Here is a 23,291-nt window from a genome sequence, read left to right on the forward strand (position 1 = left end):
GAGGCGGATGCCTCCCGGCTGGTGATGATGATTGCCTGCCGCTATGAGACGTAGCGTTGATGCAGGCGATCTCCCATGTGCTCGACATGCAGTGGTTTGCTGAACAGATAGCCCTGTCCTTCGCCGCAGTTGAGTGACTGCAAGAAGGCGTGTTGTGCCTTGGTTTCAATCCCTTCGGCGGTGACCTCCATATCCAGACTGTCGGCCAGATTGATGATGGTGCGGCAGAGCTCCCGACTGTTCTTGTCTTCCGGTAATGCCTGCACAAACGCCCGGTCGATCTTGATGCGATCGATCGGCAGGGTCTTGAGCAGACTCAGTGACGAGAAGCCGGTACCAAAGTCATCGATGGCAATCTGCACGCCGAGATTTTTCAGGCGGGTAAAGAGATCCAGACTCTGTTCGACCCGCTGGATGATGCTCTCCGTCACCTCTATCTCCAGCCGTTCTGGCGGAAATCCGGTCTCGGCCAGAATGGCGGCGACCCGCTCAACGTAGCCGGGGGATCGCATCTCCCGCACCGACACATTAACCGACAAGCGGGGCACCGGCAGTCCGGCAGCCAGCCAGTTTTGTCCCTGCTCGCAGGCGTTGCGCATCACCCACTCTCCAATCTTCTCGATCAGGCCGCACTCCTCTGCCACCGGAATAAAACGGGTCGGCGCTATCATCCCCTCATTCGGATGCTGCCAGCGCAGCAGGGCTTCCAGTCCGCTCAGGTGGCCGTTGGCCAGATTGGTCATGGGTTGATAGAAAATGCAGAGCTGTTCGAGCTCCAGGGCCTTGAGCAGACCCTGCTCAATCTGCATTCGCTCGCGGGCTCGAGCCGCCATGCAGGGGGTATAGAACTGGAATCCGTTGCGCCCCTGACTTTTCGCCTCGTACATGGCGCTGTCGGCGGCGCTGACCAGGGTTTCCGGGCTGTCAGCATGATCCGGATAGATGGCGATACCGATACTTGCCGAGATTGCCACCAGTTCATGAGCCAGCTCAACCGGTTCACGCAACACGGTCAGCAGGGTATTGGCGAGGGTTGCTAGCTCGTCAGGCTCCTCCAGATAGGGGATCAGCACCAGAAACTCGTCTCCCCCGAGGCGGGTCGCCAGATCGTTGTGCTGCAGGCAGCCGCGGATCCGCTCTGCCAGCCGCTTGAGCAGCTCATCGCCAACTCCGTGGCCCAGGCTGTCGTTGATCAGCTTGAAGCCATCCAGATCGATAAAGAGCAGCCCCAACCGTTTGCGATTGAGCTGCGCGGTTTTCAGCTCAAGGGCCAGCCGCTCCTGCAACAGATGACGATTGCCCAGCTCGGTCAGGGGATCGTGATAGGCAAGGTGATTCAGCTCGGCCTCCACCTTGCGAATGGCGCTGATGTCGGAGAGGGCGATCACATAGTGAGTAGTGTTGTTGAAGTTGTCATAGACAGCGCTGATCTGCTGCCAGGAGGAGAAGTAGCTGCCATCCTTGCGCAGACAAACCATCTCGCCATGCCAGGCGTTGTTGCCGGGGCGCAGGTGATACCAGGGATAGTCGAGGTCGGTGTAGCGCCTGGGATGCATGATGATATCCGGGGTACGGCCTATCACCTCCTCGGCATTGTATTGGGTCAGCATGGTGAAGGCCGGGTTGACCGACAGAATATGGTGCTCGCTGTCGAGGATGATGATCCCCTCGGCCGTGGTATCGAATACCACGTTGGCCTGGTGAAGTCGTTCCTCCTGACGGCGGCGGGCGGTGGCATTGTGAATGACTCCCATGACCCGGTGGCCGACCGACTCGGTGGCGGGGACATGGTCGGCATGAATATCGACCCAGTGGCGCTCGTTGAGAGCGGTGAGGTAGCTCAGGGTGAGATGGATGGGGTCATGACTTTGCAGGGCGGCCTTGAGCTGGCTGCCTGATTCCGGTTCAAAACAGTCGACGAACGCTTGCAGCCCGCCGTGGAACTGGTTGGACTCGATGCCCAGCAGCGGCTCAATCTGGCCGTCGAACAGTAATCTGTCTTCCGCCACGTGCCACTCCCACACCCCGATTTGGGCCGCTCGCATTGCCAGTTGCAGCCGTTGTTCGGTTTCGTACTGCTCGGTGATGTCCCGTACGATGGCGAGGATGCCGTTCAGCTCTCCCTTCTCATCACGCATCGGGCTGTAGGTGGCCTGAAAGCGGCGGGAGCTGTTGTCGTACGCCGCGGTTTGGCCCGTGATGGCGATATCCACGTAGGGCATGCCGCTTCGCATGATCTGCTGAAACATGGGCTCCAGAGTCGGTGCCAGCTTGGGAACCACCTCTCTGAGGTGTTTGCCCTGATGCTCCTCGATGCTCTTGCCATTGATGTCGGCCAGCACCTGATTGACTTTACGGTAGCGAAATTCGCAGTCAAAGACGCCGATGCCCAGAGGGGCATTATCCATCAGCTGTTCCAGGACGGTGTGATCTGACAGCTGGGTCAACATTGCCTCGGTGTCGGCGTTGAAAAGCTTCCCATCCATGATGACCTCGGCATTGATTGTTTTATCACTTGCATCAGTTGTCAGTATGGCACGAACTGTTTGGCCGGGAGTCAAGCGGAGTTATCTGGTTGTTTTGACGGCAAGAATAGGCAGAAAAACCTGATAAAAAGGATGGAAAAAGGGGGCGAGTGGTTATCCCTTCTGGCGACCAAACGCCTGAATACCGCGCACAAATACCAGCCAGCCGAGCAGATGGAACGGGAGGGCAAGCAGATAGAGCAGCAGGAAGTGCGACTCGCTGCCGCTGCTGTTGATGAAATCGATCCAGGCGGCCAGCAGCGCCAGCATGCCGGCGATCTGGAAGCGGCGGCGCAACACCACCTCGACGCCGAGATTGGCAAGGTAGAGGGTGAGCAGGATGCCGGCAAATCCGGTGAGCTGGGCGGTGCCGTAGAGCTCGCGATCCGGGTTGAACAGCAGCGCAATCAGGGGAGTAATGCCCTGATCCAGCGGGATCAGGGCCAGCAGCCAGCATGCAATCAGAAGCAGGGCTGTCTTCATCGCGGCCTCAGTCGGCAGACGGTGCCGGTTTGACCAGAGAGAGGTAGTTGGCATCCATCTTGAGGAAGACCCCCAGCAGACGGGCACTGGCGCCGTAGAAGCCAAACCGGTCGGCGGCGCGACAGGCGCTTTCGAACTTGTCAAACCAGCCCAGCAGATGACCGTGCAGCAGTGCTTCCTGCTCGTCGAGCCAGCGTTCCCGCTCGGCTGCACTCTTGGCTTCCGCCCCACGGATGATGAGATTGCCCATCAGATCCAGCTCGATGGCCAGATGATCCGCAGGCTCTTTGTATTTGTCGCTGACATTGATACCGAGGCGATCGAGGCGGGCCTGCATCTCGGCCATCGGGGCCTGCATCAGCAGCTTGGCCTCGCCGCGGTAGAGCGATTCGTAGGGCAGCGCGCCCTGTTTGGGATCCACCAGAAACAGGCCGGCGAAGTCGGCGGCCAGTTCCAGCTGGCGATCCGGGCGCACCAGCAGGCGGGCGATGGCATCGTTGAGCTCGGCCACGGCTTCGCGCATCGGATCCAGGGTGGAGAGGCTTTTCAGGAAGCTTCGCACATCATAGGTGTCATATTCGGCGATCTGCTCATCACTGAGTTCGGCGGCGAACAGGGTGGAGAACCACCAGTAGAGTTCGGCCCGGCGTTCGCTGGTAGCCATAAATTCCTGCATTTTTCCTCCGTGGATGGCAATCGGGAGCCTTGATGGCTCCCGATTCTAACGACTTTAAAAATAAAGGAAACTCAAGGGGGCGCTTTCGTCCCTCCGTGGTCAGAGTGCCGGGAACATGGGGTCGATGCCCTTGGCCGATTCAGGCGCGCCGAAGGCGGTGACGGCGGGCGCCTGTCCGCGGAACTTCTCGATCTCCACCAGCGCGGTATGGGCCGTGGTAGCCTGCGCCAGGCTGGAGGAGCCGATGTCGGCGGTCAGCACGTTGGGATCGCCGTAGGTACAGAGCGTCCCTACCTTGCCGCCCTCTTGCGGGCCATACCAGGCACCTTCCTGAATGCGCACCACCCCAGGGGCGTAGTCATCGCTCACCACCAGACCAGCCAATACCTGACCGCGACCGTTGAACACCCGCACCAGATCGCCGTCCTTGAGGCCGCGGGATTTGGCATCCTGCGGATTCATATAGACAGGTTCGCGACCCTGCACCGTGTAGGTGGCTCGGTAGTTGTCGGAGGAGCAGAGCTGGCTGTGCAGCCGCTTGTCCGGGTGGCAGGATTGCAGGTGCAGCGGGTACTGTTTGCTGCCCGGCCCGCCGTGGGAGCGCTCGTAGGGTTCGATCCAGACCGGGTGGCCCGGACAATCCCCATAGCCGTAGTCGGCGATGGTCTTGGAGTAGATCTCGATAAGGCCGGAAGGGGTGCCTAGTGGCTCCAGGTCCGGCTCCTGACGGAACGACTCGTGGCGCACCCAGGGTTGGCCCGCCGGGAAGGTGACGAAGCCTTCGCCGTGCCAGAACTGGCTGAAACGGGGCAGACGAATGCCGATGCCGCGGCCCTGCAGGCGGGCGTCGTCATAGATGCTCTGGATCCACTCCAGCTTGCTCTTGCCACCGGTGAATTCAGCCTCGCGACCGAAGCGACGGCAAAGATCGGCGAAGATGTCGTAGTCATCGCGCGCCTCGAACAGCGGCTCCACCACCTTGTACATGGCCAGAATGCCCGCGTTGGAATGAGAACCCCACTGCTCGATGTCATCCCGCTCATAAGTAGTGGTGGCGGGCAGCACGATATCGGCGAAGCGGCAGCTGGCGGTCCACTGGTGATCGATGCTGACCACGGTTTCCAGCTTGCGCCAGGCGGCGACCATCTTGTTGCGATCCTGCTGGTGGTGGAACGGGTTGTTGCCGCAGAACACCGCCATCTTCATGTGGGGGTAGGTGATGGTCTGGCCGTTGAAGGCGATCTGCTTGTCCGGATTGAGGATGCAGTCGACGAAGCGGGCCACCGGAATGTATTTGGAGTAGCCCTTCCAGTCGCCGTCATGGAGTGGTTTAACGCCGGGAATGACCGAGCTGAAACCGGACATGATGGGGCCGCTGGAGGTGATGGTGCCCGCCCCGTTGTAGTGCCAGCCAAAGCCGTAACCGCCCCCCGGCAGGCCGATCTGGCCAATCATCGAGGCCAGAACCACCAGCATCCAGGCGTACTGTTCGCCGTGGTGCATGCGCTGCACACACCAGCCGCCGATAAGCTGAGTGCGGCCGCTGCTCATGGCGCGGGCCAGCTCGCGGATGGTCTCGGCTGGTACGCCACAGATGGCGGCGGCCCACTCGGCATCCTTCACCTGACCATCGCTGGTGCCCAGCAGGTAGGGCAGGAACTTGTCAAAACCGGTGGTGTAGTTCTTCAGAAACGCCTCGTCGTGACGCTTCTCGCTGTAGAGGGTGTGGGCGATGCCCAGCATCAGCGGTACGTCGGTTTGCGGATTCAGGGTCACCTGATCGCAATTGAGGTACTTCTGGGTCTTGGATTTGACCGGATCGACACTGATCACCCGGATCTCGCCCTTGGCCACCTTCTCTTTGAGCTGCGCCCAGTAGTCGTAGACGCTGTGATCCGGCACCAGCCAGCCCACCTGCAGATTCTTGATGGGATCTGAGCCCCAGATAACGATGGTCTTGCTGTGCTCCAGCACCAGCGGCCAGGAGGTCTGCTGTTCATACACCTCCATGGCGCCGGCCACGTGGGGCAGGATCACCTGGGCGGCACCGGTGGAGTAGTCACCGGCCTTGGCCAGATAGGTGCCGTGCAGGTTCATGGCACGCCCCAACATGGCGCCAGCAGAGTGCAGCTTGCCCACCGACTGCCAGCCGGAGTGACCGGCATAGAGGGCGCTCGGGCCATAGGTTTTCTGCACCCGCTCCAGCTCGTGATAGAAGAAGTCCAGCGCCTGAGACCAGGTCACCCGCACGAAGCGGTTCTGGCCGCGTTCGCTGGTGTCGGACTGGTGGCCCTTGCGCAGCCAGTCCAGTCGCACCATGGGGTAGCGGATGCGGGAGGGGTTGTAGACCACTTCACTCAAGGCTTTGAGCATGTCGGTGGGGTGCTTGTCGTGCTCGAACGGCAGGGTCTCGACCCAGCGGCCATCGACCACCCGGGCACGGAAGGCGCCCCAGTGGGAACCGGACTGCACCAGCTTGTCGCCGGACTCGGCGGCCATTACGGCGCGACCGAGCAGGGAGGGGCCGATCAGGGCAGAGGCACCGCTGGCCAGCAAGCCACCCAGAAAACCACGACGGGAAATATTGATCATCTTGTTATTCCTCTTTCGAATCCGGACTTAGTGGCTGCCCTGACCACCGGTATCGGCGGCATGGTTTTGCAGGTATTTGAGCAGGGTGCGCTCCTCTTCCTTGCTCAGGCGATAGTAGGCAGACATTGCCTTGAGCCCCGAGATCCAGCCGTTGGCAGTGAAGTGAGCGGGATCCGGCGCGCCGTGGCAGGAGTTGCAAGTAGATTTGTACATCTCGCCGGCGTAATCCCAGATTGGCTTGAGCGAGGACTCAAAGCCCTTGCCATCGACCCAGGCCTGCACCTGAACCTGCTCCCACTTGATATGAGTGGCGCTGTCGGTCTCCTGTTTGAGCACTTTCTCGCTCGCTTTCAGTTCGTCACGGATGGTGGCGACGAAGACCCGCTTGCCCATGTATTCGCTCAGCACCCGGCCCTTGCCATCGCTCTCGCGCCACCCTTCGATGGTCACCTTGAGGCGATCGCCGCTGCGGTCCACCACGTCGATGCGGGAGGCAGGCAGCAGTTTGCCGACCGGGTCGCTGCTCTGTTCGCTGGCGTAGAGATCTTTTTCACCCAGGTTGTAGAGGGTCTCGGTGGCTGGCGCCTCTTGCGCGTCGTTGACCAGGGTGGCGTAAGTGGCCCGGAAGCCGCCCGCCATGTTGGGCAGTTCGTGGGCGATGCCTTTGTGGCACTCGATGCAGTTCATGTTCTTCGCCGCCGCATCTTTCATCGCCAGCGCTGCCGCCGGGGACTGCTTGGCGTGATCCATGTTGTCGTAGCTGTGGCAGGACTTGCAGGTCTTGGAGTTCTGGCTGCTCATCCGTGCCCACACCTTCTCGGCCAGATGCAGGCGCCGGTCCTCGAACTTCTCCTGGGTGTCGATGCTGTGGCCTATGTACTCCTGATAGAGGTCGTTGGCCGCCTCCATCTTGCGGGCCACCTTGCCGACGAAATCCTTCGGCTGGTGACAGTCGGTACAGACCGCCTGTACCCCTGAGGCATTCTTGAAGTGGATGGACTCCTTGTACTCCGGATAGACGGTGTCTTTCATGGAGTGGCAGGAGATACAGAATTCGAGGCTGCTGGTTTTCTCAAAGCCGTAGTGCAGGCCTACGGTGCCCGCGAGGGTGACGCCGACGCCCACCAGAAGCAGCGCCAGTACCGACCAGCGACGGCTGGGGGTGCGCAGGAAGTGCCACAGTTTTTTCATCATGCTCTCTCACATCACTTTTTTGATGGGAGCCATGATAGGGAGGCGTTATGAACAGGGCTGCCGCCACAAATTAATGAAATAGGGGTATTTATGACAAAATGTGAATAGAATAATCCTCCCTTGTCGACCATCGTGAACCCTGCCCATGAGCTACCACATTCTGGTTGTTGAAGATGATGCGGTTACCCGCGAGAAGCTGACCGGCTATTTCGAGCGGGAGGGCTATCGGGTGACGGCGGTCGAAAACGGCCAGGAGATGCGCGCTGTGCTGGCGGATCAGACGGTCGATCTGGTGATGCTGGATATCAACCTGCCGGGGGAAGATGGTCTGCTGCTGACCCGTGAACTGCGGGCGCGCAGCACGGTGGGGATCATTCTGGTCACCGGCCGCAGCGATGCTGTGGACCGGATTGTCGGCCTCGAGATGGGGGCCGACGACTATGTCACCAAGCCGTTCGAGCTACGGGAGTTGCTGGTGCGGGTCAAGAATCTGCTGTGGCGGATCTCGCTGGCGGCCGCTGCGCCGAGCGAGCCTGCGGTGGCTGACGATGCGGTGCGCTTTGGCCCCTGGCGTTTTGATATTCCCCGCCGCCAGCTCAGCAAGGACGGAGTGCCGGTGCGGCTGACCAAGGCCGAATATGAAGTGCTGGTGGCCTTTGTCGCCCATGCCGGACGGGTGCTCAGTCGGGAGCGGATCCTGACCCTCATCAGCCATCGCGGCGATGGCCCGAGCGATCGCACCATAGACGTGTTGATCCGGCGGCTGCGCGGCAAGATGGAAGCGGATCCGCGGGATCCCCAGCTGTTTGTCACCGTCCATGGTGAAGGCTATCTGTTTGCCGGCGAGATAGCCTCCTGACCCCGTTGCGGTGGCCTTGACCTGTTTGAGCGGGTGTCAGACCGGCGGGCGGGTATCAAATTGCGGGCAGTCGTCGCCAATCTGGTGCCAGGGTGCCTTGGAGCCGACAAAGATGTGAAACGCGGGTCGCTGGCTCGGCACGTCGTCCAGTACCCCCAACCGCAGATTGATCTTGCCGCTGCTGCTCTTCTGGCTGAACAGGCTGGAGCCGCAGTGACGACAGAAGGCCAGGGTGGTCTCTGCCGATTTCCGGTAGCGGCCGATGGCCTCTTCTCCCTTCACTATGGTGACCTTGTTGCCATCCAGTCCGCCGACCGAGGCGTAATCTCCCCCTGAAAACTTGCGGCATTCGCTGCAGTGGCAGTTCCCCATATAGTCGAACTGATCCGGCAGGGTCAGGGCGACGGCGCCGCACAGGCAGCTGGCATGTAACTCTTTCATCTCTTCTCCTTGAGTGTGCTGATAGGATTTGGAGCGGCTATTCGACCCGATAGACGGGGCGAAAAGCGCCATCCGAGAGGGAATCTGCGGGGGCGGCCAGCGGTGCAGAGAGCGTCAGAATGGGTGGCCCCATCACCCGCGGGCACTGCTCGGTATTGGCATCAGGGTGTTGTAGCAGGCAGACAGCCTGAGCGACCGCAAGGCGCCCCTGCAGCCGCATCTGATCGCTGTTGGCGGCCAGGATCTTGCCCCGGCGCAGGCCTCGCTGTACTCCGTGGCTGAAGTAGGTGCTCAGCACCTGGGGCCTGTCGAGATGGCGCTGCGCCAGCTCGTTGACCGCCACTTCGGCGGCGATGGCGCCTCCCACCAGATAGTCGAGGTCGGGATAGCGGGCCAGCGTCTGCTGCACCAGCGTGCGCTGGATTTCCCGGCTGTTGTCGCCGCGCTCGGTGGTGACCAGCTTGATGGCGCTCCCCTTGATGGCGTCGGCAAAGCCCGGCTCGACGAAGTTGTTGCCGCCGCTTGCCTGCGGGCCGGGGAAGAGGGCGACCGAGACCGGCTTGCTGCCGGCGGGGTGGCGCTGCGCCAGCCAGTGGCCGATTTGCCAGCCCATCTGGTACCAGGAGACCCCCACCTTCGCCTGCACCAGACCGCTGGGTAGATCGTTGACCAACCCAAAGAGCGGTAGCGGCGTGACCTTGATGGCCTCGCGCAAGCCCTGATAGCTCACCGCGCCGAGCAAGATGGCGTCGCTCCCTTCCTGCACGCAGCGCTGCAACTGCTGGCGCTGCTCGGCGAGGGCGCCATAGCCCCCCGCTTCGTGGATCTGCAGCTTGACTCCCAGCCGCTTCGCCTCGTCCACCATGCCCTGATTGACCGAGAGCCAGTAGGCGTCGCGCAGATGGGGGTAGAGGGCACAGAGGGTCAGCGGTTTGGTTGCGGCAGCGGGTTCCGGCCACTGCTGGCGCACCGGCTGGCCGCTGAATTCGCCGCCGGGCCAGATATCGACCGCAAAGGCGAGGGCGGCGCTGGGAAGCATTAGCAACCAGATCAGCAACAACGGGGAGAGATAGACGCTTCGCATGGCCAGGGGTTTTGTTAAAGTGTTGGGCCATATTATCCGGTCAAAGCCGACCACAACCAAGGGACTTCCCGTGAGAATCTTTTCCGGCCTGGGTGGCAAGTTGCTGCTGGCCTTCTCCCTGATGGCGTTGCTGACCCTGAGTGCCTCCCTGCTGGGCTGGGTGGGGCTTAGCCATCTGCGCCAGCTGGAGCAAGGGGTGCAGCAGACTCTGGCCGATCAGGAGCTGGCCCGCACGCTCTCTCGCCTCAGCGGCGAGATCCAGAGCGCGTCGCGGCTGTTGGCCACCGCAACCAGCGAGCAGGAGCGGGAGCATCAGGGGCGCTTGCTCACTCTGCAAGGGCAACAGCTACAACAGGTACTGGCGCAACTTGGCCGTGGGCAGGGTTCAACAAGCCTCGATCAGCTCAGTCAGAGCATCATCGGCAATCTGGGTCAGCAGGGCTGGCTGGTGGGGGAGCGGTTGACCCTGATGGCGCAGGGTGAGGCGCAGCGTGCCCGTCTGGTGGCGGCGGCCGGACAGATCGCCGAGCTGGCGCGCAGCCAGATGGAGAACGCCGAAACCGTGATGGTGGCGGGATTGGGTTCCCTCTACCAACAGCAAGGCGCGCAGGCGACCCGGACGCTGGACCGCCTGCTGGAGCAGGATCTCGACTGGCTGGAGCAGATGACCGAGCTGCGCCATCGCACCCTGATGCAGCAGCAGCGCATCGAAGAGATGTGGCGCAGCGAACGGCAGGAACAGTTGCAAACGCTATTGCAAGAGGGGCAGCGGGAGCTGGCTATCTTGCAATTGCGGGCCGGGGCAGTGACCGACCCGGCCCGCCGGCAGGCGGTGGAACAGGCGCTGACCGTGCTGGCGCAGAGCGACAAGCTGGTGCAACTGCGCAGCGACTGGCTCGGCAAGGGGGAGGCGCTGCGGGTGCTGGCCAATGCCAATGAGGCTTTGATGAGCAGCCTCAACCAGCAGGTCGGTGAGCTGGTCAGCCGTGCCCGCGATTCGCTGGGGCAGAGCCAGCAGGCGCTAAGCCAGCGCCTCAGGCTGCTGGAGCAGGCGTTGATGGCCATTGGCCTGCTCACCCTGCTACTGCTGATGCTGCTGATGTGGCGCATGGTCTACGGCCGGATCGTCTGGCCACTGCAACGGGCGGTGGCGGGGATGAGCCGGTTGGCGCGCGGGGATCTGGCCCCCCTTGAGCCGATCGCCAGTACCGGGCGCGATGAGCTGGCGGAGCTGGGGCGGGCCCTGCAGGTGTTTCGTGACAATGCGGTGGAGCTGGGCCGCTATCAGCGCGAGCTGGAGTCGCGGGTCGAGGAGCGCACTGGCCAGCTCAGCCACGCCAACGAGCGGCTCAATGAGGAGGTGGAGAAGCAGCGGCAGGCCCGCGCCGAGGCAGAACAGGCCAACCGCGCCAAGTCGGTGTTTCTCGCCACCATGAGCCACGAGATCCGCACCCCCATGAACGGCATTCTCGGGGGCCTGACGCTGCTGGAAGATACCCACCTGAGCGATACCCAGCAGCGCTATCTGGCCGCCATCGAGCACAGTGGCGAATCCCTGCTGGAGATCCTCAACGACATTCTCGACTACTCCAAGATCGAGGCGGGTCATGTGGAGGCGCGCCGCGAACCCTTCCCCCTGTTCCAGCTGGTGGATGAGCTCAGCGCGTTGTTCCGGCCAAAGGCTGCGGCCAAGGGGGTCACCCTGGCGCTGGAATATGCGCCCGGGCTGGCGCCTGTGGTCGAGGGGGATCTGGGCAAGCTGCGCCAGGTGCTCGGCAACTTGCTCGGCAATGCGGTCAAGTTTACCGCCCGTGGCCAGATTACCCTGACGGTGGCGCCTCTTGCCTGCCAAGGCCCTTGCGCCGAGCCCTGCATCCGCTTCGTGGTGCGCGATACCGGCCCCGGTATTCCGGCCGATGAGCAGGAGGCGGTGTTCGAGGCGTTTCGCCAGCGCAAGCGTGATATAGGCCATCAGGGCGGCACCGGGCTGGGACTGGCGATCAGCCGCAAGCTGGTGGCCGCCATGGGAGGCGAGCTGAACCTTGCCAGCGAACCGGGCCAGGGGTGTGAATTCAGCTTCAGCCTGCCCTTGCAACGCTCGAGCGCCCAACTGCCCGCCGAGGCACAGCCGCTGCACCTTGGTCAGTCCCGCGACATCCTGCTGGTGGAGGATAACGAGATCAACCGGTTAGTGGCGCACGGCATGCTGACCCGCCTCGGCCATCGCGTCACCCTGGCGGAGGATGGTCGCAGCGCGCTGGCGCTGGTAACCGAGCGCCCCTTCGAGCTGGCGCTGCTCGATATCAATCTGCCCGATATGGACGGCATGACCCTGCGCGAGGATCTGGCCGCCATCAGTGAGGAGATGCATGAGCGGTCGCTGCCCGCCATCGCCATCTCGGCCCAGATGTATCCGGAGGATATCCGCCACTGCCTTGCCGTCGGCTTCGTCGATTTTGTCGGCAAGCCGGTGCGGCTGGCGGTGCTGGCGAACGCCATCGATCAACTATTTCGGCAAGAGGGCGCCGCTATCGAGCCGCAGGTGCAGTTATCAGTAGCCGTGCCCCCAACTAACCAGCCCGAGTGGACCAATCCGGTGCTGGACGCCGATCTACCCCTGCTCGGTATGGCGCGGATCCGCCAGCTGGTCGCGCTGTTTGAGTCGCAAGGGCGGGTGTTGGTAGATAAGTTGGCTCAGGGTGAGGGGAGTGAGCAACGTCAGCTGGCGCACAAGCTCAAGGGGAGTGCGCTGGCGCTGGGGTTGACCGAATTTGCCAGCCACTGTGCGGCTCTTGAGGCGGGAGGCGGGGAGCCTGCGGCAATCGGGGCGCAATTTGACGCGGCGGTGAGCGGGTTGCAGCAGTGGCTGGCGGCCAACAGGGATTCGCAGCCCTGATCCCTGCTGGCGATGCACAACGTTCAGAGGGGGCCAGTCCCTGCGCCGTTATTCGATCTCGCGAAACAGCACCTGCTTGCACTTGGCACAGACCCATTCCCGACGAAAATCGGTCAGGTGCACCATGCCCACCTCCAGCAACTCGGGGTGGCCGCAGTGATAACAGAAGATGATATCGCCATCGACTGATTCAGGGTGGGCCGCCAGATAGTCGGCTTTGGTGGGGAGCTGCTCCCACGAGGTGGTGGGGACATGTTTGCGTTGGCTGGTGTAGTAGACCCAGTAGAACAGAAAAAAGACAGCCAGGATCACGAATGTCAGCAGATGGTCCATCTTGAACTCCTCCGGTTAGGTGCAGCCCCTCGGATGCATGGCTGCAATCAGCTCCATCATCATTAAATTTGTTTCGAATGAATATGTTACAGGATGGATAAAGAGGGCGTTGTGATCCCCTTCGGGTTTTGCCCGCCCGCAGCGGGATGAAAAATGTGCCGTTTGACGGAGCGGCCAGGGTATTGAACGGGGAGGGAATCTTGTTTTTTTACAACATAAATTCAACATTTTTTTAGGTGGTTGGACTGTCTCTTTGATCCAGCTCACGTTACAATGCCCGCGCCCACTTCACCTAACGCGCAAACGATTTTCAGGAGAGAAACGGATGTTGAAACGTGACATGACCATCGCCAATTATGATCCGCAATTGTGGCAGGCCATCACAGACGAAACCCGTCGTCAGGAAGAGCATATCGAGCTGATTGCGTCTGAGAACTACACCAGCCCCCGTGTCATGGAAGCCCAGGGCTCCCAGCTGACCAACAAGTACGCCGAAGGTTACCCCTCCAAGCGTTACTACGGTGGTTGCGAGTATGTGGATGTGGTCGAAACCCTGGCTATCGAGCGCGCCAAAGAGCTGTTCGGTGCCACTTACGCCAACGTGCAGCCGCACTCCGGCTCCCAGGCCAACAGCGCCGTTTACATGGCTCTGCTGCAGCCGGGCGACACCGTGCTGGGCATGAACCTGGCCCACGGCGGTCACCTGACCCACGGCTCTCCGGTCAACTTCTCCGGCAAGCTTTACAACATCGTGCCTTACGGTATCGATGAGTCCGGCAAGATCGACTACGACGACATGGAACGTCAGGCTGTCGAGCACAAGCCGAAGATGATGATCGGTGGCTTCTCCGCCTACTCCGGCATCGTTGACTGGGCCCGCATGCGCGAAATCGCCGACAAGGTCGGTGCCTACCTGTTCGTCGACATGGCCCATGTGGCTGGCCTGATCGCCGCTGGCGTCTACCCGAACCCGGTTCCCCACGCTCACGTGGTTACCTCCACCACTCACAAGACCCTGGCCGGTCCGCGCGGTGGTCTGATCCTCTCCGCCGCTGACGACGAGGAACTCTACAAGAAGCTCAACTCTGCCGTCTTCCCGGGTGGTCAGGGTGGCCCGCTGATGCACGTCATCGCCGGTAAAGCCGTTGCCTTCAAAGAGGCGCTGGAGCCGGAGTTCAAGACCTATCAGGCTCAGGTCGTGAAAAACGCCAAGGCGATGGCTGCGACCTTTATCGAGCGCGGTTACAAGATCGTCTCCGGCGGTACCGACAACCACCTGATGCTGGTTGACCTGATCGGCCGCGAGCTGACCGGTAAGGATGCTGACGCCGCACTGGGCAAAGCCAACATCACCGTCAACAAGAACTCCGTGCCCAATGACCCGCGCTCCCCGTTCGTCACCTCCGGTGTGCGTATTGGTACCCCGGCCATCACCCGCCGCGGTTTCAAGGAAGCCGAGTCCATCGAGCTGACCCACTGGATCTGCGACGTACTGGACAACCACGACAACGATGCCGTGCTGGCCACCGTGCGTGAGAAGGTGCTGGATATCTGCCGCCGCTTCCCGGTTTATGGCTGATAAGTCAGACCATCCGGTTTGAGACCAATGCCACCTTCGGGTGGCATTGTTTTTTCTGGCTTTTACCGGTTTTGGATGGCCGTGCTACACTGGCCGACCTAGATCCTGGCCCGCCGGGCCGGTCCCTGTTCCATTAACGCCGGAGGTCCGATGCATTGCCCATTCTGTAGTGCGGTTGATACCAAGGTGATCGATTCCCGTCTGGTGGCAGAAGGCCATCAGGTGCGCCGCCGTCGTGAGTGTCTGCTCTGTCACGAGCGTTTTACCACCTTCGAAATGGCCGAGCTGGTGATGCCCCGCGTCATCAAGTCCAACGGTTCCCGTGAGCCGTTCAACGAAGATAAGCTGCGTGCCGGCATCCTGCGGGCGCTGGAGAAGCGGCCGGTGAGCATGGAGGCCATCGAAAAGGCGGTCAACCATATCAAATCCCGCCTGCGTGCCACCGGTGAGCGCGAAGTCGCCTCCGAGCTGGTGGGCAATCTGGTGATGGATGAGCTCAAGAGTCTGGACAAGGTGGCCTATATCCGCTTTGCCTCCGTCTATCGCAGCTTCGAAGATATTCGCGAGTTCGGCGAAGAGATTGCCAAGCTGGAGAAGTAAACCTCCATGCTCACCCATGTTGCCGCGTCCGATTACGCTGCGCTAATCGAACCTACGATACTGCGTAAAGTCGAGATGTGTTGTCAAAGGAGCCCGAATGTTTAGTCAAGATGATTACCAATGGATGAATCGGGCCCTCGAACTGGCCCGCCGCGGCCGCTACACCACGGCCCCCAACCCCTGCGTCGGCGCTGTGCTGGTGAAAGATGGCGTGGTAGTTGGCGAAGGGTGGCATCAGAAGGCGGGCGAGCCCCATGCCGAGGTTTACGCCCTGCGCGCCGCCGGTGACAACGCCCGTGGCGCTACCGCCTATGTGACCCTCGAACCCTGCTCCCACCACGGTCGTACTCCCCCCTGCGCCGAGGCGCTGATCAACGCCGGCGTGGCCCGGGTGGTAGCAGCCATGGTCGATCCCAATCCCCAGGTGGGCGGACGTGGCCTGCGGATGCTCTCCGAAGCGGGGATCAAGACAGATTTCGGCCTGCTGGCGAGCGAAGCCGAAGCGCTCAACCTGGGCTTTTTCAAGCGGATGCGTACCGCCTTCCCGCGGGTGACCGTCAAGCTGGGGGCCAGCCTCGATGGCCGCACCGCCATGGCGAGCGGCGAGAGCCAGTGGATCACCTCCCCGGATGCGCGCCGTGACGTGCAACGACTGCGGGCCCGCCACGATGCGGTGCTCTCCAGCGCTGAAACCGTGCTGGCCGATGGCGCTTCCCTGACCGTGCGCTGGGACGAGCTGCCCCCCTCGGTCAAGGCGAGCTACCCCAAAGAGACCCTGCGCCAGCCGCTGCGAGTCATCGTCGATTCGCAAAACCGCCTCACACCCGACTTGCCGCTGTTCCAGAGCGAGAGTCCGGTGCTGCTGGCCCGTCACAAGGCGTCCGGCGAGTGGCCCGCATGGGTGCAGCAGCTGGAGCTGCCGCTGCTGGATGGCAAGCTGGATCTGGTCAGCCTCTTCATGCTGCTGGCCAAGCAGAACGTCAACTCGGTACTGGTCGAGGCGGGCCCGCGGCTCTGCGGCGCTCTGCTGGAGAAGGGGCTGGTGGATGAGCTGGTGCTCTATCAGGCACCCAAACTGATGGGTGACGAAGGGCGCGGCCTGTTCCATCTGCCGGGCCTGACCCGGCTGTTCCAGGCGCCCAAGCTCGCCATCAAGGACGTGCGCATGGTGGGGCCGGATATTCGCATTACCGCCAAAATAGCCTGATTTATCAATGTTCAAGGGGGCATAATCAGCCCCCGTCATCAGCAAGGTGATCTGCATGTTTACCGGAATTATCGAAGCGGTGGGAACCCTGGCCGAACTGCGTCGTCAGAGCGATGACATGGCCCTCACCGTCCACGCACCAGGTCTGGATTTTAGCGACGTCAAACTGGGCGACTCCATCGCCACCAACGGCGTCTGCCTCACCGTCGTGGCGCTCGGCGACAAGAGCTATACCGCCGACGTGTCGCTGGAAACCCTCTCCCGAACCGGCTTTGCCGCCGCCAAGGTGGGCGATCGGGTCAATCTCGAGAAGGCGCTGATGCCCACCTCCCGCCTCGGCGGCCATCTGGTCTCCGGCCACGTGGACGGGGTAGGGGAGGTGAAAAGCGTCTCCAGCAGCGGCCGCGCCATCGAGTACTGGATCAAGGCGCCGGGCGAGCTCTCCCGCTATATCGCCGAGAAGGGATCCATTGCGGTGGATGGCATTAGCCTCACCGTCAACGCGGTGCAGGGCGACCTTTTCCGCCTGACTATCGTGCCCCACACCGCCCAGGAGACCACCATCGCCAGCTGGAAGCCGGGCCACAAGGTCAACCTCGAGGTGGATCAAATCGCCCGCTATCTGGAGCGGCTGATGATGGGAAAAAGTCAGGAGAGCAGCGCCTCGACCCTGACCATGGAGACGCTGGCCAAGGCCGGTTTTCTCTGACGGTGAGCGCTGAATCTGGCCCCCAAAACGATTTTCTGTGATCCCGCTCTGATTGAAATGGAGCCGCTAGCCCCAATCTAGAGCAACATACACTCGAATTTGCGTTGAGCCTGCTGGCTCAACCCCCAAGCACACTGATGGAGTAGCCCATGGCGCTGAGCACAACCCAGGAAATCATTGCCGATATCAAGGCTGGCAAGATGGTGATCCTGATGGATGACGAAGACAGGGAGAACGAAGGGGACCTCATCATGGCCGCCTCCTGCGTCCGTCCGGAGGATATCAACTTCATGGCCCGCTACGGCCGTGGCCTCATCTGCCTGACCCTGACTCGGGATCGCTGCAAGCAATTGGCGCTGCCGCTGATGGTGGATCGCAACAATGCCCAGTTCTCCACCGCCTTTACCGTCTCCATCGAGGCGGCAGAAGGGGTGACCACAGGTATCTCCGCCGCCGATCGTGCGGTGACCGTGCAGGCCGCTGTGGCGCCCAATGCCAAGGCGGCCGATCTGGTGCAGCCGGGCCACATCTTCCCACTGATGGCACAGGATGGCGGCGTGCTGACCCGCGCCGGTCACACCGAAGCGGGCTGCGATCTGGCCCGTCTGGCTGGTTTCGAGCCTGCCGCCGTCATCGTCGAGATCCTCAACGAAGATGGCACCATGGCGCGCCGTCCTGACCTGGAGATCTTCGCCGAGCAGCACGGCATCAAGCTCGGCACCATCGCCGACCTTATCGAGTACCGCAACCAGCACGAGACCACGGTCGAGAAGGTGGCTGAGTGCAAGCTGCCGACCGAGTTTGGCGAGTTTGACCTCATCACCTTCCGTGACACCATCGACAATCAGGTTCACTTCGCCCTGAAAAAGGGTGAGGTACAGGCGGACCAGCCGACCCTGGTGCGCGTCCATCTGCACGATGTGCTGAGCGATCTGCTGCTGACCGACCGCCACGCCGCCCGCAGCTGGCCGCTGCCCAAATCTATGGCCCGCATCGCCGACGAGGGCGGGGTGCTTGTGATCCTGGGAGCGGAATCCCATGGCGCCGAGTTGCTGGCCCGGGTCAAGGGTTTTGAAGCCGCCGACAAGGGACTGGCACCGGAAGGAGCCAAGTGGCAGGGCACCTCGCGCCGTGTTGGTGTGGGTTCCCAGATCCTCAAGGCGCTCGGCGTGAGCAAGATGCGCCTGTTGAGCTCGCCGAAGAAGTACCATGCCCTCGGTGGTTTCGGCCTGGAAGTGGTTGAGTACATCGGCGAATAACGTTCTACCAGAGAAGTACCATCCCCTTCCGGGTGGTTTAGGCCTGGAAGTTGTGGAATTTACCGGCGAGTAAGCGCGCCGGACTGGTTACATCGCGATCATGGCTGTCTATTGCGGCCATGGTTTTTGTCGTGGGTCTGTTGTGCTAGAATGTGCGCACTTTTGACTCCGGCCCTTTTGATTGCACAGATACAGGATTTCCAATGAAGGTTATCGAAGGAAATATCGCCGCTCCTGAGGCGCGCGTTGCTATTGTTGTTGCCCGTTTCAACAGCTTCATCAACGACAGTCTGGTGAACGGCGCGGTGGACGTACTGAAGCGTCAAGGTCAAGTGCAGGACAGCAACCTGACACTGGTAAAAGTGCCGGGCGCGGTTGAAATGCCATTGGTCATCAAGAAGCTGGCCAAGAGTGGTCAATACGACGCCATCGTGGCGGTCGGTACTGTCATCCGTGGCGGCACCTACCACTTCGACCTGGTGGCAAACGAGAACAGCAAGGGCATGGCCCAGGTAATGATGGAATATGAAATTCCCGTTGCCTTCGGTGTGCTGACCACTGAAAACATTGAACAAGCCATCGAGCGTGCAGGTACCAAGGCGGGTAACAAGGGTGCAGAGGCTGCACTGGCAGCGCTCGAAATGATCAACGTCCTGAAAGAACTGGACGTGTAACGAGGAGAAGTACATTGAAACCGTCTGAGCGCCGTAAAGCCCGCCATTGCGCCACCCAGGCCATCTACCAGTGGCAGATGACCAAGGCTAACGTGGGTGACATCGAAGAGCAGTTCAAGATCGATCAGGACACCAAGGGTGTAGACCTGAACTATTTCCGCGATCTGCTGTTCGGGGTAGCCCTCCACTGCAGCGAGCTGGACAAGGTGTTTGCACCTTTCCTCTCCCGTCCGCTGGAAGAAGTGGACATGGTGGACAAGGCGATCCTGCGTCTGGCGACCTACGAGCTGACCCGTCGTGATGATGTACCGCCGCGCGTGGTCATCAACGAAGCGATCGAGCTGGCCAAAGCTTTTGCTGCCGATGACAGCCACAAGTTTGTCAACGGTGTACTGGACAAGGTGATCAAGTCGCTGAACAAGCGTTGATCCTGCTGTCCGTCAGCATCTAAGAGAGGAGCCAGCTTATTGCTGGCTTTTTACTGTATGGGTGAATTTGAGCTGATTGATAAGTACTTCAAGGTTCCCCACGCCCGCAAGGACGTGGTGATGGGCCCTGGAGATGACTGTGCCCTGCTGACCCTGCCCCCCGATACCCAGCTGGCGGTGAGCACCGACACTCTGGTGAGCGGCGTACACTTCTTTCCCGACATGGATCCGGTGGATCTCGGCTACAAGGCGCTGGCGGTCAATCTCTCCGATCTCGCCGCCATGGGTGCCGAGCCACGCTGGGTGTCGCTGGCGCTGACCCTGCCTGCCATCAACGAAGGTTGGGTTGCCGGTTTTGCCGAAGGGTTTCTGGAGCTGGCCGAGTACTACAACGTGGCGCTGGTGGGCGGAGACATGACCCGCGGGCCGCTCTCCATCACCATCTCGGTGAAGGGATCGGTGCCTGCCGGTCGCGCCCTGATGCGCAGCGGTGCCAAAGCCGGTGACGGCATCTATGTGACCGGCACTCTGGGAGATGCCGCGCTGGCGCTCTCCCACCTGCTGGGCAAACGCACCCTCAACGAGAACCAGCTGGCTGCGGTGCTGCCACGGCTCGACCATCCCCATCCCCGCATTCTGGCCGGTCAGGCGCTGCGCGGGCTGGCGGGCAGTGCGCTGGACCTCTCCGATGGTCTGGCATCGGATCTCGGCCATATCCTCAAGGCGTCCGGCGTGCGGGCCCAGATCGAGCTCGATCTGCTGCCGCTCTCGCCGGTGCTGCAGGATGCGGTGAGCGAGCAGGAGGCGTGGCAACTGGCGCTGGCCGGTGGCGATGACTACGAGCTCTGCTTCACCGTACCGGAGGAGCACCGCGGCGCGCTCGATACGGCGCTGGCCCACAGCGGGGTCAAGTTCAGCCGCATCGGCCGCATCGTGGCGGGCGAGCCGGGCATCGACTACCTGCGTGGCGACCAAGCGGTCGAGCTGCAACTGAAAGGGTGGGATCACTTCGCATGAGTTTGTTCAGGATAAAGCCCGAGCTGACACGACTGGATCTGAAAAATCCGCTTCACTTTTTGGCGGTGGGGTTTGGTTCCGGTCTCAGCCCCAAAGCGCCGGGCACCATGGGCACCCTGGCGGCGATTCCGCTCTACCTGCTGGTGAGCGGGCTGCCGACCTATTGGTTTATCGCCTTGCTGGCGGTGGGTTTTGTTGTCGGTATTCGTATCTGCCAGAGCGCCACCGATGCCATCGGCATGCCGGATCACGGCGCCATCGTCTGGGACGAGGTGATCGGTTTTGGCGTCACCATGATCGCAGCGCCAGCCGGCTGGGAGTGGGTGGTGGCGGGCTTCGCGCTGTTCCGGTTGTTTGATGTGCTCAAGCCCTGGCCCATCTCCTGGTTTGATCGCCGGATCCACGGTGGTCTGGGCATCATGCTGGACGATCTGATCGCCGGCCTGTTCGCCCTGTTTTGTATGCAATTACTGGCATTCTGGCTCGGTTGAGAGCCACCTTCCGGGGGATGACCGTTCTGGCATCCCCCGATTTATATCTGCTTAATTTTCATTCATCGGCATATGCTGCCGTTTATCATCCATTTCACATAAATATTCACTACTCATTCGGGGCTGGTGATTGTTTTGGAAATAGTGATAAATGCTGCTTGTTGCGTTGTTGTTGAAATTAAAGTAATGATACCAATAGATGTACGGACGCACCGGCCATTTGTGTGATGAAAATCATCATTTATCTCTGCCGAATTGGTGGTTATCTGCACAAAACATTGCGGAATTGTATAACTCAATCATTTACACCCGTGGTCAAACCGTCTAAGTTACTCGCGGGTTATTCCAAAAAAATGCAAAAAACCCGCCCGGATCGCTGGTTTCGCTGCCTCATGGATTGAGCAAATATTGCCCAAGGTAACAACCGGCATCTGCGGCTGATTTACGGACGAATTATTTGGGACGGATGTCCCCCGCAGAGGTAAACATGTCCTTGCTCGAAGTAAAGAACTTGCGGATCGAGTACCCCTCCCGCTACGGGGTGCTGGCCGCGGTGAAGGATCTCTCTTTCTCTATCGAAAAGGGTGAGATTGTCGGGGTGGTCGGTGAATCCGGCGCCGGCAAGTCCACCATCGGCAACGCCGTTATCGATCTCCTGAGCCCGCCGGGTCGCATCGCCCGTGGCGATATCTATCTCAATGGCGAGCTCATCTCCGGCAAGAGCCAGAACGAGATGCGGGCCATCCGTGGTTCCCGTATCGGGTTCATCTTTCAGGACCCCATGACCTCCCTCAACCCACTGTTCACCGTTGAGCATCAGCTGGTGGAGACCATTCTGGCCAATACCGACCTCTCTCGCGAAGCCGCTTTTGCCAAGGCATTGGAACTGATGGGGGCGGTGGGTATTCCGCAGCCGGAGCTGCGCATCAAGCAGTATCCACACCAGTTTTCCGGTGGCATGCGTCAGCGGGTGGTTATCGCCATTGCGCTCTCCTGCGATCCGGAGCTGATCATCGCCGACGAGCCGACCACGGCGCTGGACGTTTCCATTCAGGATCAGATCCTCCAGCTTATCCGCGCCCTCTGCAAAGAGCGTCAGGTGGGCTGCATGCTGGTGACCCACGACATGGGCGTGGTCTCCAACGTTACCGACAAGGTGGCGGTGATGTATCGCGGCGATCTGGTGGAGTTCGGCCTGACCGAACAGGTGTTGGGCAGCCCCAATCACCCCTATACCCGCAGCCTCATCTCGGCGGTACCTCGCTCCGACGTGAAGCTGGTGCGTTTCCCGCTGGTCTCCTATATCGAGGATGCCAGTGCGCCGGATACCAATATCGACCTCAAGACCCACTGGCTCGGCCAGAGTCAGGACGAGCGAGCCTATGAAGGGGCGCTGCTGCGGGTGGAGAACGTCGATCTGAAGTTCGTCACCAAGGACTCCATCTTCCCGAGCCGCCGCCAGTATGTACGCGCCTGCAACAACATCAGCTTCGAGATCTTCGAGGGTGAAACCTTCGGTCTGGTGGGGGAGTCGGGCTCCGGCAAATCGACCATTGCCCGCGCCATCACCGGTCTCTATCCGCCTGATACCGGCAAGATTTTCTTCGAGGGGATCGATCTGACCGCTCTCAAGAGCGAGCGCGAGCGTCGCCCGTTGCGTCGCCAGATGCAGATGGTGTTCCAGAACCCCTATTCCTCGATGAACCCGCGGATGAAGGTACGCGACATCATTGCCGAGCCGATCCGCTTCCATCAGCTGGCAAGCAGCGAGAGCCAGATCGAGGGGATCGTCGGCGATCTGCTGGATCATGTGGGTCTCGGTCGTGGTGCTGGCCTCAAGTATCCCCACGAGTTCTCCGGCGGTCAGCGCCAGCGCATCTCTATTGCCCGCGCCCTGGCCACTCGCCCGCGCTTCCTTATCTGTGACGAGCCGACCTCGGCGCTGGATGTGTCGGTGCAGGCCCAGATCCTCAACCTGCTCAAGGATCTGCAGCAGGAGCTCAAGCTCACCATGCTGTTTATCAGCCACGATCTGCCGGTGATCCGCCAGATGTGCGACCGCATCGGGGTGATGCAGCACGGTCATCTGGTGGAAGTGGCAGAGACCGAGAAACTCTTTACCAATGCCGAGCATGAGTACAGCCGCAAGCTGATCTCCCTCATGCCGGAGTTCAAGGGAATGTCCCGCGAGGGGCTGGAAATCGCAAGCTAGGAGAGCGCCGGTGCGCCGGTCTGCTTGTCAAA

20 protein-coding genes are annotated in these 23,291 nt (G+C 61.1%); 12 read left to right on the forward strand and 8 right to left on the reverse strand.

The genetic code is table 11. From position 1 onward, the window contains the following. Nucleotides 1-41: 41 nt before the first annotated feature. The 5 genes from AB5Y99_RS11195 to torC form a co-directional block, all read right to left on the reverse strand. Nucleotides 42-2,450 (reverse strand): EAL domain-containing protein, encoded by a 2,409-nt coding sequence (locus tag AB5Y99_RS11195; protein WP_323891190.1) that lies wholly within the window; start codon nt 2,448-2,450, stop codon nt 42-44. A 189-nt stretch (nt 2,451-2,639) separates the two neighbouring features. Next, a complete protein-coding gene (locus tag AB5Y99_RS11200; protein ID WP_042080620.1) occupies nt 2,640-3,008 on the reverse strand; it encodes a hypothetical protein in 369 nt (122 codons plus the stop codon). A gap of 7 nt (nt 3,009-3,015) precedes the next feature. Next, entirely contained in the window at nt 3,016-3,684 is a 669-nt protein-coding gene (torD, locus tag AB5Y99_RS11205; RefSeq protein ID WP_201905699.1) for a molecular chaperone TorD, read from the reverse strand. 99 nt (nt 3,685-3,783) lie between these two features. Further along, nucleotides 3,784-6,276, reverse strand: coding sequence for a trimethylamine-N-oxide reductase TorA (gene torA / locus AB5Y99_RS11210; RefSeq protein ID WP_304520166.1), 2,493 nt, complete (start codon nt 6,274-6,276; stop codon nt 3,784-3,786). Nucleotides 6,277-6,303: 27 nt separating this feature from the next. Continuing rightward, the gene (gene torC, locus AB5Y99_RS11215) at nt 6,304-7,470 is read right to left on the reverse strand and encodes a pentaheme c-type cytochrome TorC (protein ID WP_083243727.1); all 1,167 of its coding nucleotides are present in this window, start codon (nt 7,468-7,470) and stop codon (nt 6,304-6,306) included. Nucleotides 7,471-7,615: 145 nt separating this feature from the next. Here torC and torR point away from each other — a divergent pair, with 145 nt between their 5' ends. Further along, a complete protein-coding gene (gene torR, locus AB5Y99_RS11220; RefSeq protein ID WP_043822859.1) occupies nt 7,616-8,329 on the forward strand; it encodes a two-component system response regulator TorR in 714 nt (237 codons plus the stop codon). Between the two features lie 36 nt (nt 8,330-8,365). Here the strand turns inward: torR and AB5Y99_RS11225 are convergent, their stop codons facing one another. Further along, nucleotides 8,366-8,770, reverse strand: coding sequence for a GFA family protein (locus AB5Y99_RS11225; protein WP_005338893.1), 405 nt, complete (start codon nt 8,768-8,770; stop codon nt 8,366-8,368). Between the two features lie 37 nt (nt 8,771-8,807). Beyond that, nucleotides 8,808-9,854 carry a TMAO reductase system periplasmic protein TorT gene (gene torT / locus AB5Y99_RS11230; protein ID WP_236324204.1) on the reverse strand — a complete coding sequence of 349 codons (1,047 nt, stop codon included), beginning with the start codon at nt 9,852-9,854 and terminating at the stop codon, nt 8,808-8,810. 70 nt (nt 9,855-9,924) lie between these two features. Between torT and torS the strand changes: the two genes are divergently transcribed. Then, nucleotides 9,925-12,750: a TMAO reductase system sensor histidine kinase/response regulator TorS gene (gene torS, locus AB5Y99_RS11235; protein ID WP_368209723.1), complete on the forward strand. Its 2,826-nt coding sequence runs from the start codon at nt 9,925-9,927 to the stop codon at nt 12,748-12,750. A gap of 48 nt (nt 12,751-12,798) precedes the next feature. Here torS and AB5Y99_RS11240 read toward each other — a convergent pair whose 3' ends face one another. After that, nucleotides 12,799-13,083, reverse strand: coding sequence for a hypothetical protein (locus tag AB5Y99_RS11240; protein ID WP_368209724.1), 285 nt, complete (start codon nt 13,081-13,083; stop codon nt 12,799-12,801). Between the two features lie 325 nt (nt 13,084-13,408). Between AB5Y99_RS11240 and glyA the strand changes: the two genes are divergently transcribed. The 10 genes from glyA to AB5Y99_RS11290 all read left to right on the forward strand — a co-directional run bounded on the left by glyA (nt 13,409) and on the right by AB5Y99_RS11290 (nt 23,259). Next, the gene (glyA, locus tag AB5Y99_RS11245) at nt 13,409-14,662 is read left to right on the forward strand and encodes a serine hydroxymethyltransferase (protein WP_005338884.1); all 1,254 of its coding nucleotides are present in this window, start codon (nt 13,409-13,411) and stop codon (nt 14,660-14,662) included. Nucleotides 14,663-14,812: 150 nt separating this feature from the next. Beyond that, nucleotides 14,813-15,262, forward strand: a complete 450-nt coding sequence (nrdR, locus tag AB5Y99_RS11250) for a transcriptional regulator NrdR (RefSeq protein WP_005338880.1) — start codon at nt 14,813-14,815, stop codon at nt 15,260-15,262. 97 nt (nt 15,263-15,359) lie between these two features. Continuing rightward, on the forward strand, nt 15,360-16,469 hold the full coding sequence (ribD, locus tag AB5Y99_RS11255; RefSeq protein WP_368209725.1) for a bifunctional diaminohydroxyphosphoribosylaminopyrimidine deaminase/5-amino-6-(5-phosphoribosylamino)uracil reductase RibD: 1,110 nt from the start codon (nt 15,360-15,362) through the stop codon (nt 16,467-16,469). Nucleotides 16,470-16,524: 55 nt separating this feature from the next. Beyond that, nucleotides 16,525-17,178 carry a riboflavin synthase gene (locus tag AB5Y99_RS11260; RefSeq protein WP_368209726.1) on the forward strand — a complete coding sequence of 218 codons (654 nt, stop codon included), beginning with the start codon at nt 16,525-16,527 and terminating at the stop codon, nt 17,176-17,178. A 149-nt stretch (nt 17,179-17,327) separates the two neighbouring features. Further along, nucleotides 17,328-18,437 (forward strand): bifunctional 3,4-dihydroxy-2-butanone-4-phosphate synthase/GTP cyclohydrolase II, encoded by a 1,110-nt coding sequence (gene ribBA / locus AB5Y99_RS11265; RefSeq protein ID WP_144714263.1) that lies wholly within the window; start codon nt 17,328-17,330, stop codon nt 18,435-18,437. 203 nt (nt 18,438-18,640) lie between these two features. Then, the gene (ribE, locus tag AB5Y99_RS11270) at nt 18,641-19,111 is read left to right on the forward strand and encodes a 6,7-dimethyl-8-ribityllumazine synthase (RefSeq protein ID WP_005338866.1); all 471 of its coding nucleotides are present in this window, start codon (nt 18,641-18,643) and stop codon (nt 19,109-19,111) included. A gap of 14 nt (nt 19,112-19,125) precedes the next feature. Further along, entirely contained in the window at nt 19,126-19,539 is a 414-nt protein-coding gene (gene nusB, locus AB5Y99_RS11275; protein ID WP_005343514.1) for a transcription antitermination factor NusB, read from the forward strand. A 57-nt stretch (nt 19,540-19,596) separates the two neighbouring features. Further along, nucleotides 19,597-20,556 (forward strand): thiamine-phosphate kinase, encoded by a 960-nt coding sequence (gene thiL, locus AB5Y99_RS11280; protein WP_159143094.1) that lies wholly within the window; start codon nt 19,597-19,599, stop codon nt 20,554-20,556. Beyond that, nucleotides 20,553-21,047, forward strand: a complete 495-nt coding sequence (locus AB5Y99_RS11285) for a phosphatidylglycerophosphatase A (protein ID WP_021230380.1) — start codon at nt 20,553-20,555, stop codon at nt 21,045-21,047. Before thiL ends, AB5Y99_RS11285 begins: the two co-directional genes overlap by 4 nt. A gap of 487 nt (nt 21,048-21,534) precedes the next feature. Further along, nucleotides 21,535-23,259: an ABC transporter ATP-binding protein gene (locus tag AB5Y99_RS11290; protein WP_100654430.1), complete on the forward strand. Its 1,725-nt coding sequence runs from the start codon at nt 21,535-21,537 to the stop codon at nt 23,257-23,259. The last annotated feature ends 32 nt before the right edge of the window (nt 23,260-23,291 follow it).

The organism is Aeromonas sp. R4-2 (assembly GCF_040908295.1).
Taxonomy (GTDB): domain Bacteria; phylum Pseudomonadota; class Gammaproteobacteria; order Enterobacterales; family Aeromonadaceae; genus Aeromonas; species Aeromonas veronii.

Excerpts from the sequence above, each read along its gene's own strand:
- ribBA (WP_144714263.1), top strand. The coding sequence starts at position 17,328 with ATGGCGCTGAGCACAACCCAGGAAATCATTGCCGATATCAAGGCTGGC.
- AB5Y99_RS11200 (WP_042080620.1), bottom strand. The coding sequence starts at position 3,008 with ATGAAGACAGCCCTGCTTCTGATTGCATGCTGGCTGCTGGCCCTGATC.
- AB5Y99_RS11285 (WP_021230380.1), top strand. The coding sequence starts at position 20,553 with ATGAGTTTGTTCAGGATAAAGCCCGAGCTGACACGACTGGATCTGAAA.
- ribD (WP_368209725.1), top strand. The coding sequence starts at position 15,360 with ATGTTTAGTCAAGATGATTACCAATGGATGAATCGGGCCCTCGAACTG.
- torC (WP_083243727.1), bottom strand. The coding sequence starts at position 7,470 with ATGATGAAAAAACTGTGGCACTTCCTGCGCACCCCCAGCCGTCGCTGG.
- nrdR (WP_005338880.1), top strand. The coding sequence starts at position 14,813 with ATGCATTGCCCATTCTGTAGTGCGGTTGATACCAAGGTGATCGATTCC.
- torA (WP_304520166.1), bottom strand. The coding sequence starts at position 6,276 with ATGATCAATATTTCCCGTCGTGGTTTTCTGGGTGGCTTGCTGGCCAGC.
- AB5Y99_RS11240 (WP_368209724.1), bottom strand. The coding sequence starts at position 13,083 with ATGGACCATCTGCTGACATTCGTGATCCTGGCTGTCTTTTTTCTGTTC.
- AB5Y99_RS11195 (WP_323891190.1), bottom strand. The coding sequence starts at position 2,450 with ATGTTGACCCAGCTGTCAGATCACACCGTCCTGGAACAGCTGATGGAT.
- ribE (WP_005338866.1), top strand. The coding sequence starts at position 18,641 with ATGAAGGTTATCGAAGGAAATATCGCCGCTCCTGAGGCGCGCGTTGCT.
- torT (WP_236324204.1), bottom strand. The coding sequence starts at position 9,854 with ATGCGAAGCGTCTATCTCTCCCCGTTGTTGCTGATCTGGTTGCTAATG.
- torR (WP_043822859.1), top strand. The coding sequence starts at position 7,616 with ATGAGCTACCACATTCTGGTTGTTGAAGATGATGCGGTTACCCGCGAG.
- thiL (WP_159143094.1), top strand. The coding sequence starts at position 19,597 with ATGGGTGAATTTGAGCTGATTGATAAGTACTTCAAGGTTCCCCACGCC.
- glyA (WP_005338884.1), top strand. The coding sequence starts at position 13,409 with ATGTTGAAACGTGACATGACCATCGCCAATTATGATCCGCAATTGTGG.
- AB5Y99_RS11225 (WP_005338893.1), bottom strand. The coding sequence starts at position 8,770 with ATGAAAGAGTTACATGCCAGCTGCCTGTGCGGCGCCGTCGCCCTGACC.
- AB5Y99_RS11290 (WP_100654430.1), top strand. The coding sequence starts at position 21,535 with ATGTCCTTGCTCGAAGTAAAGAACTTGCGGATCGAGTACCCCTCCCGC.
- AB5Y99_RS11260 (WP_368209726.1), top strand. The coding sequence starts at position 16,525 with ATGTTTACCGGAATTATCGAAGCGGTGGGAACCCTGGCCGAACTGCGT.
- torD (WP_201905699.1), bottom strand. The coding sequence starts at position 3,684 with ATGCAGGAATTTATGGCTACCAGCGAACGCCGGGCCGAACTCTACTGG.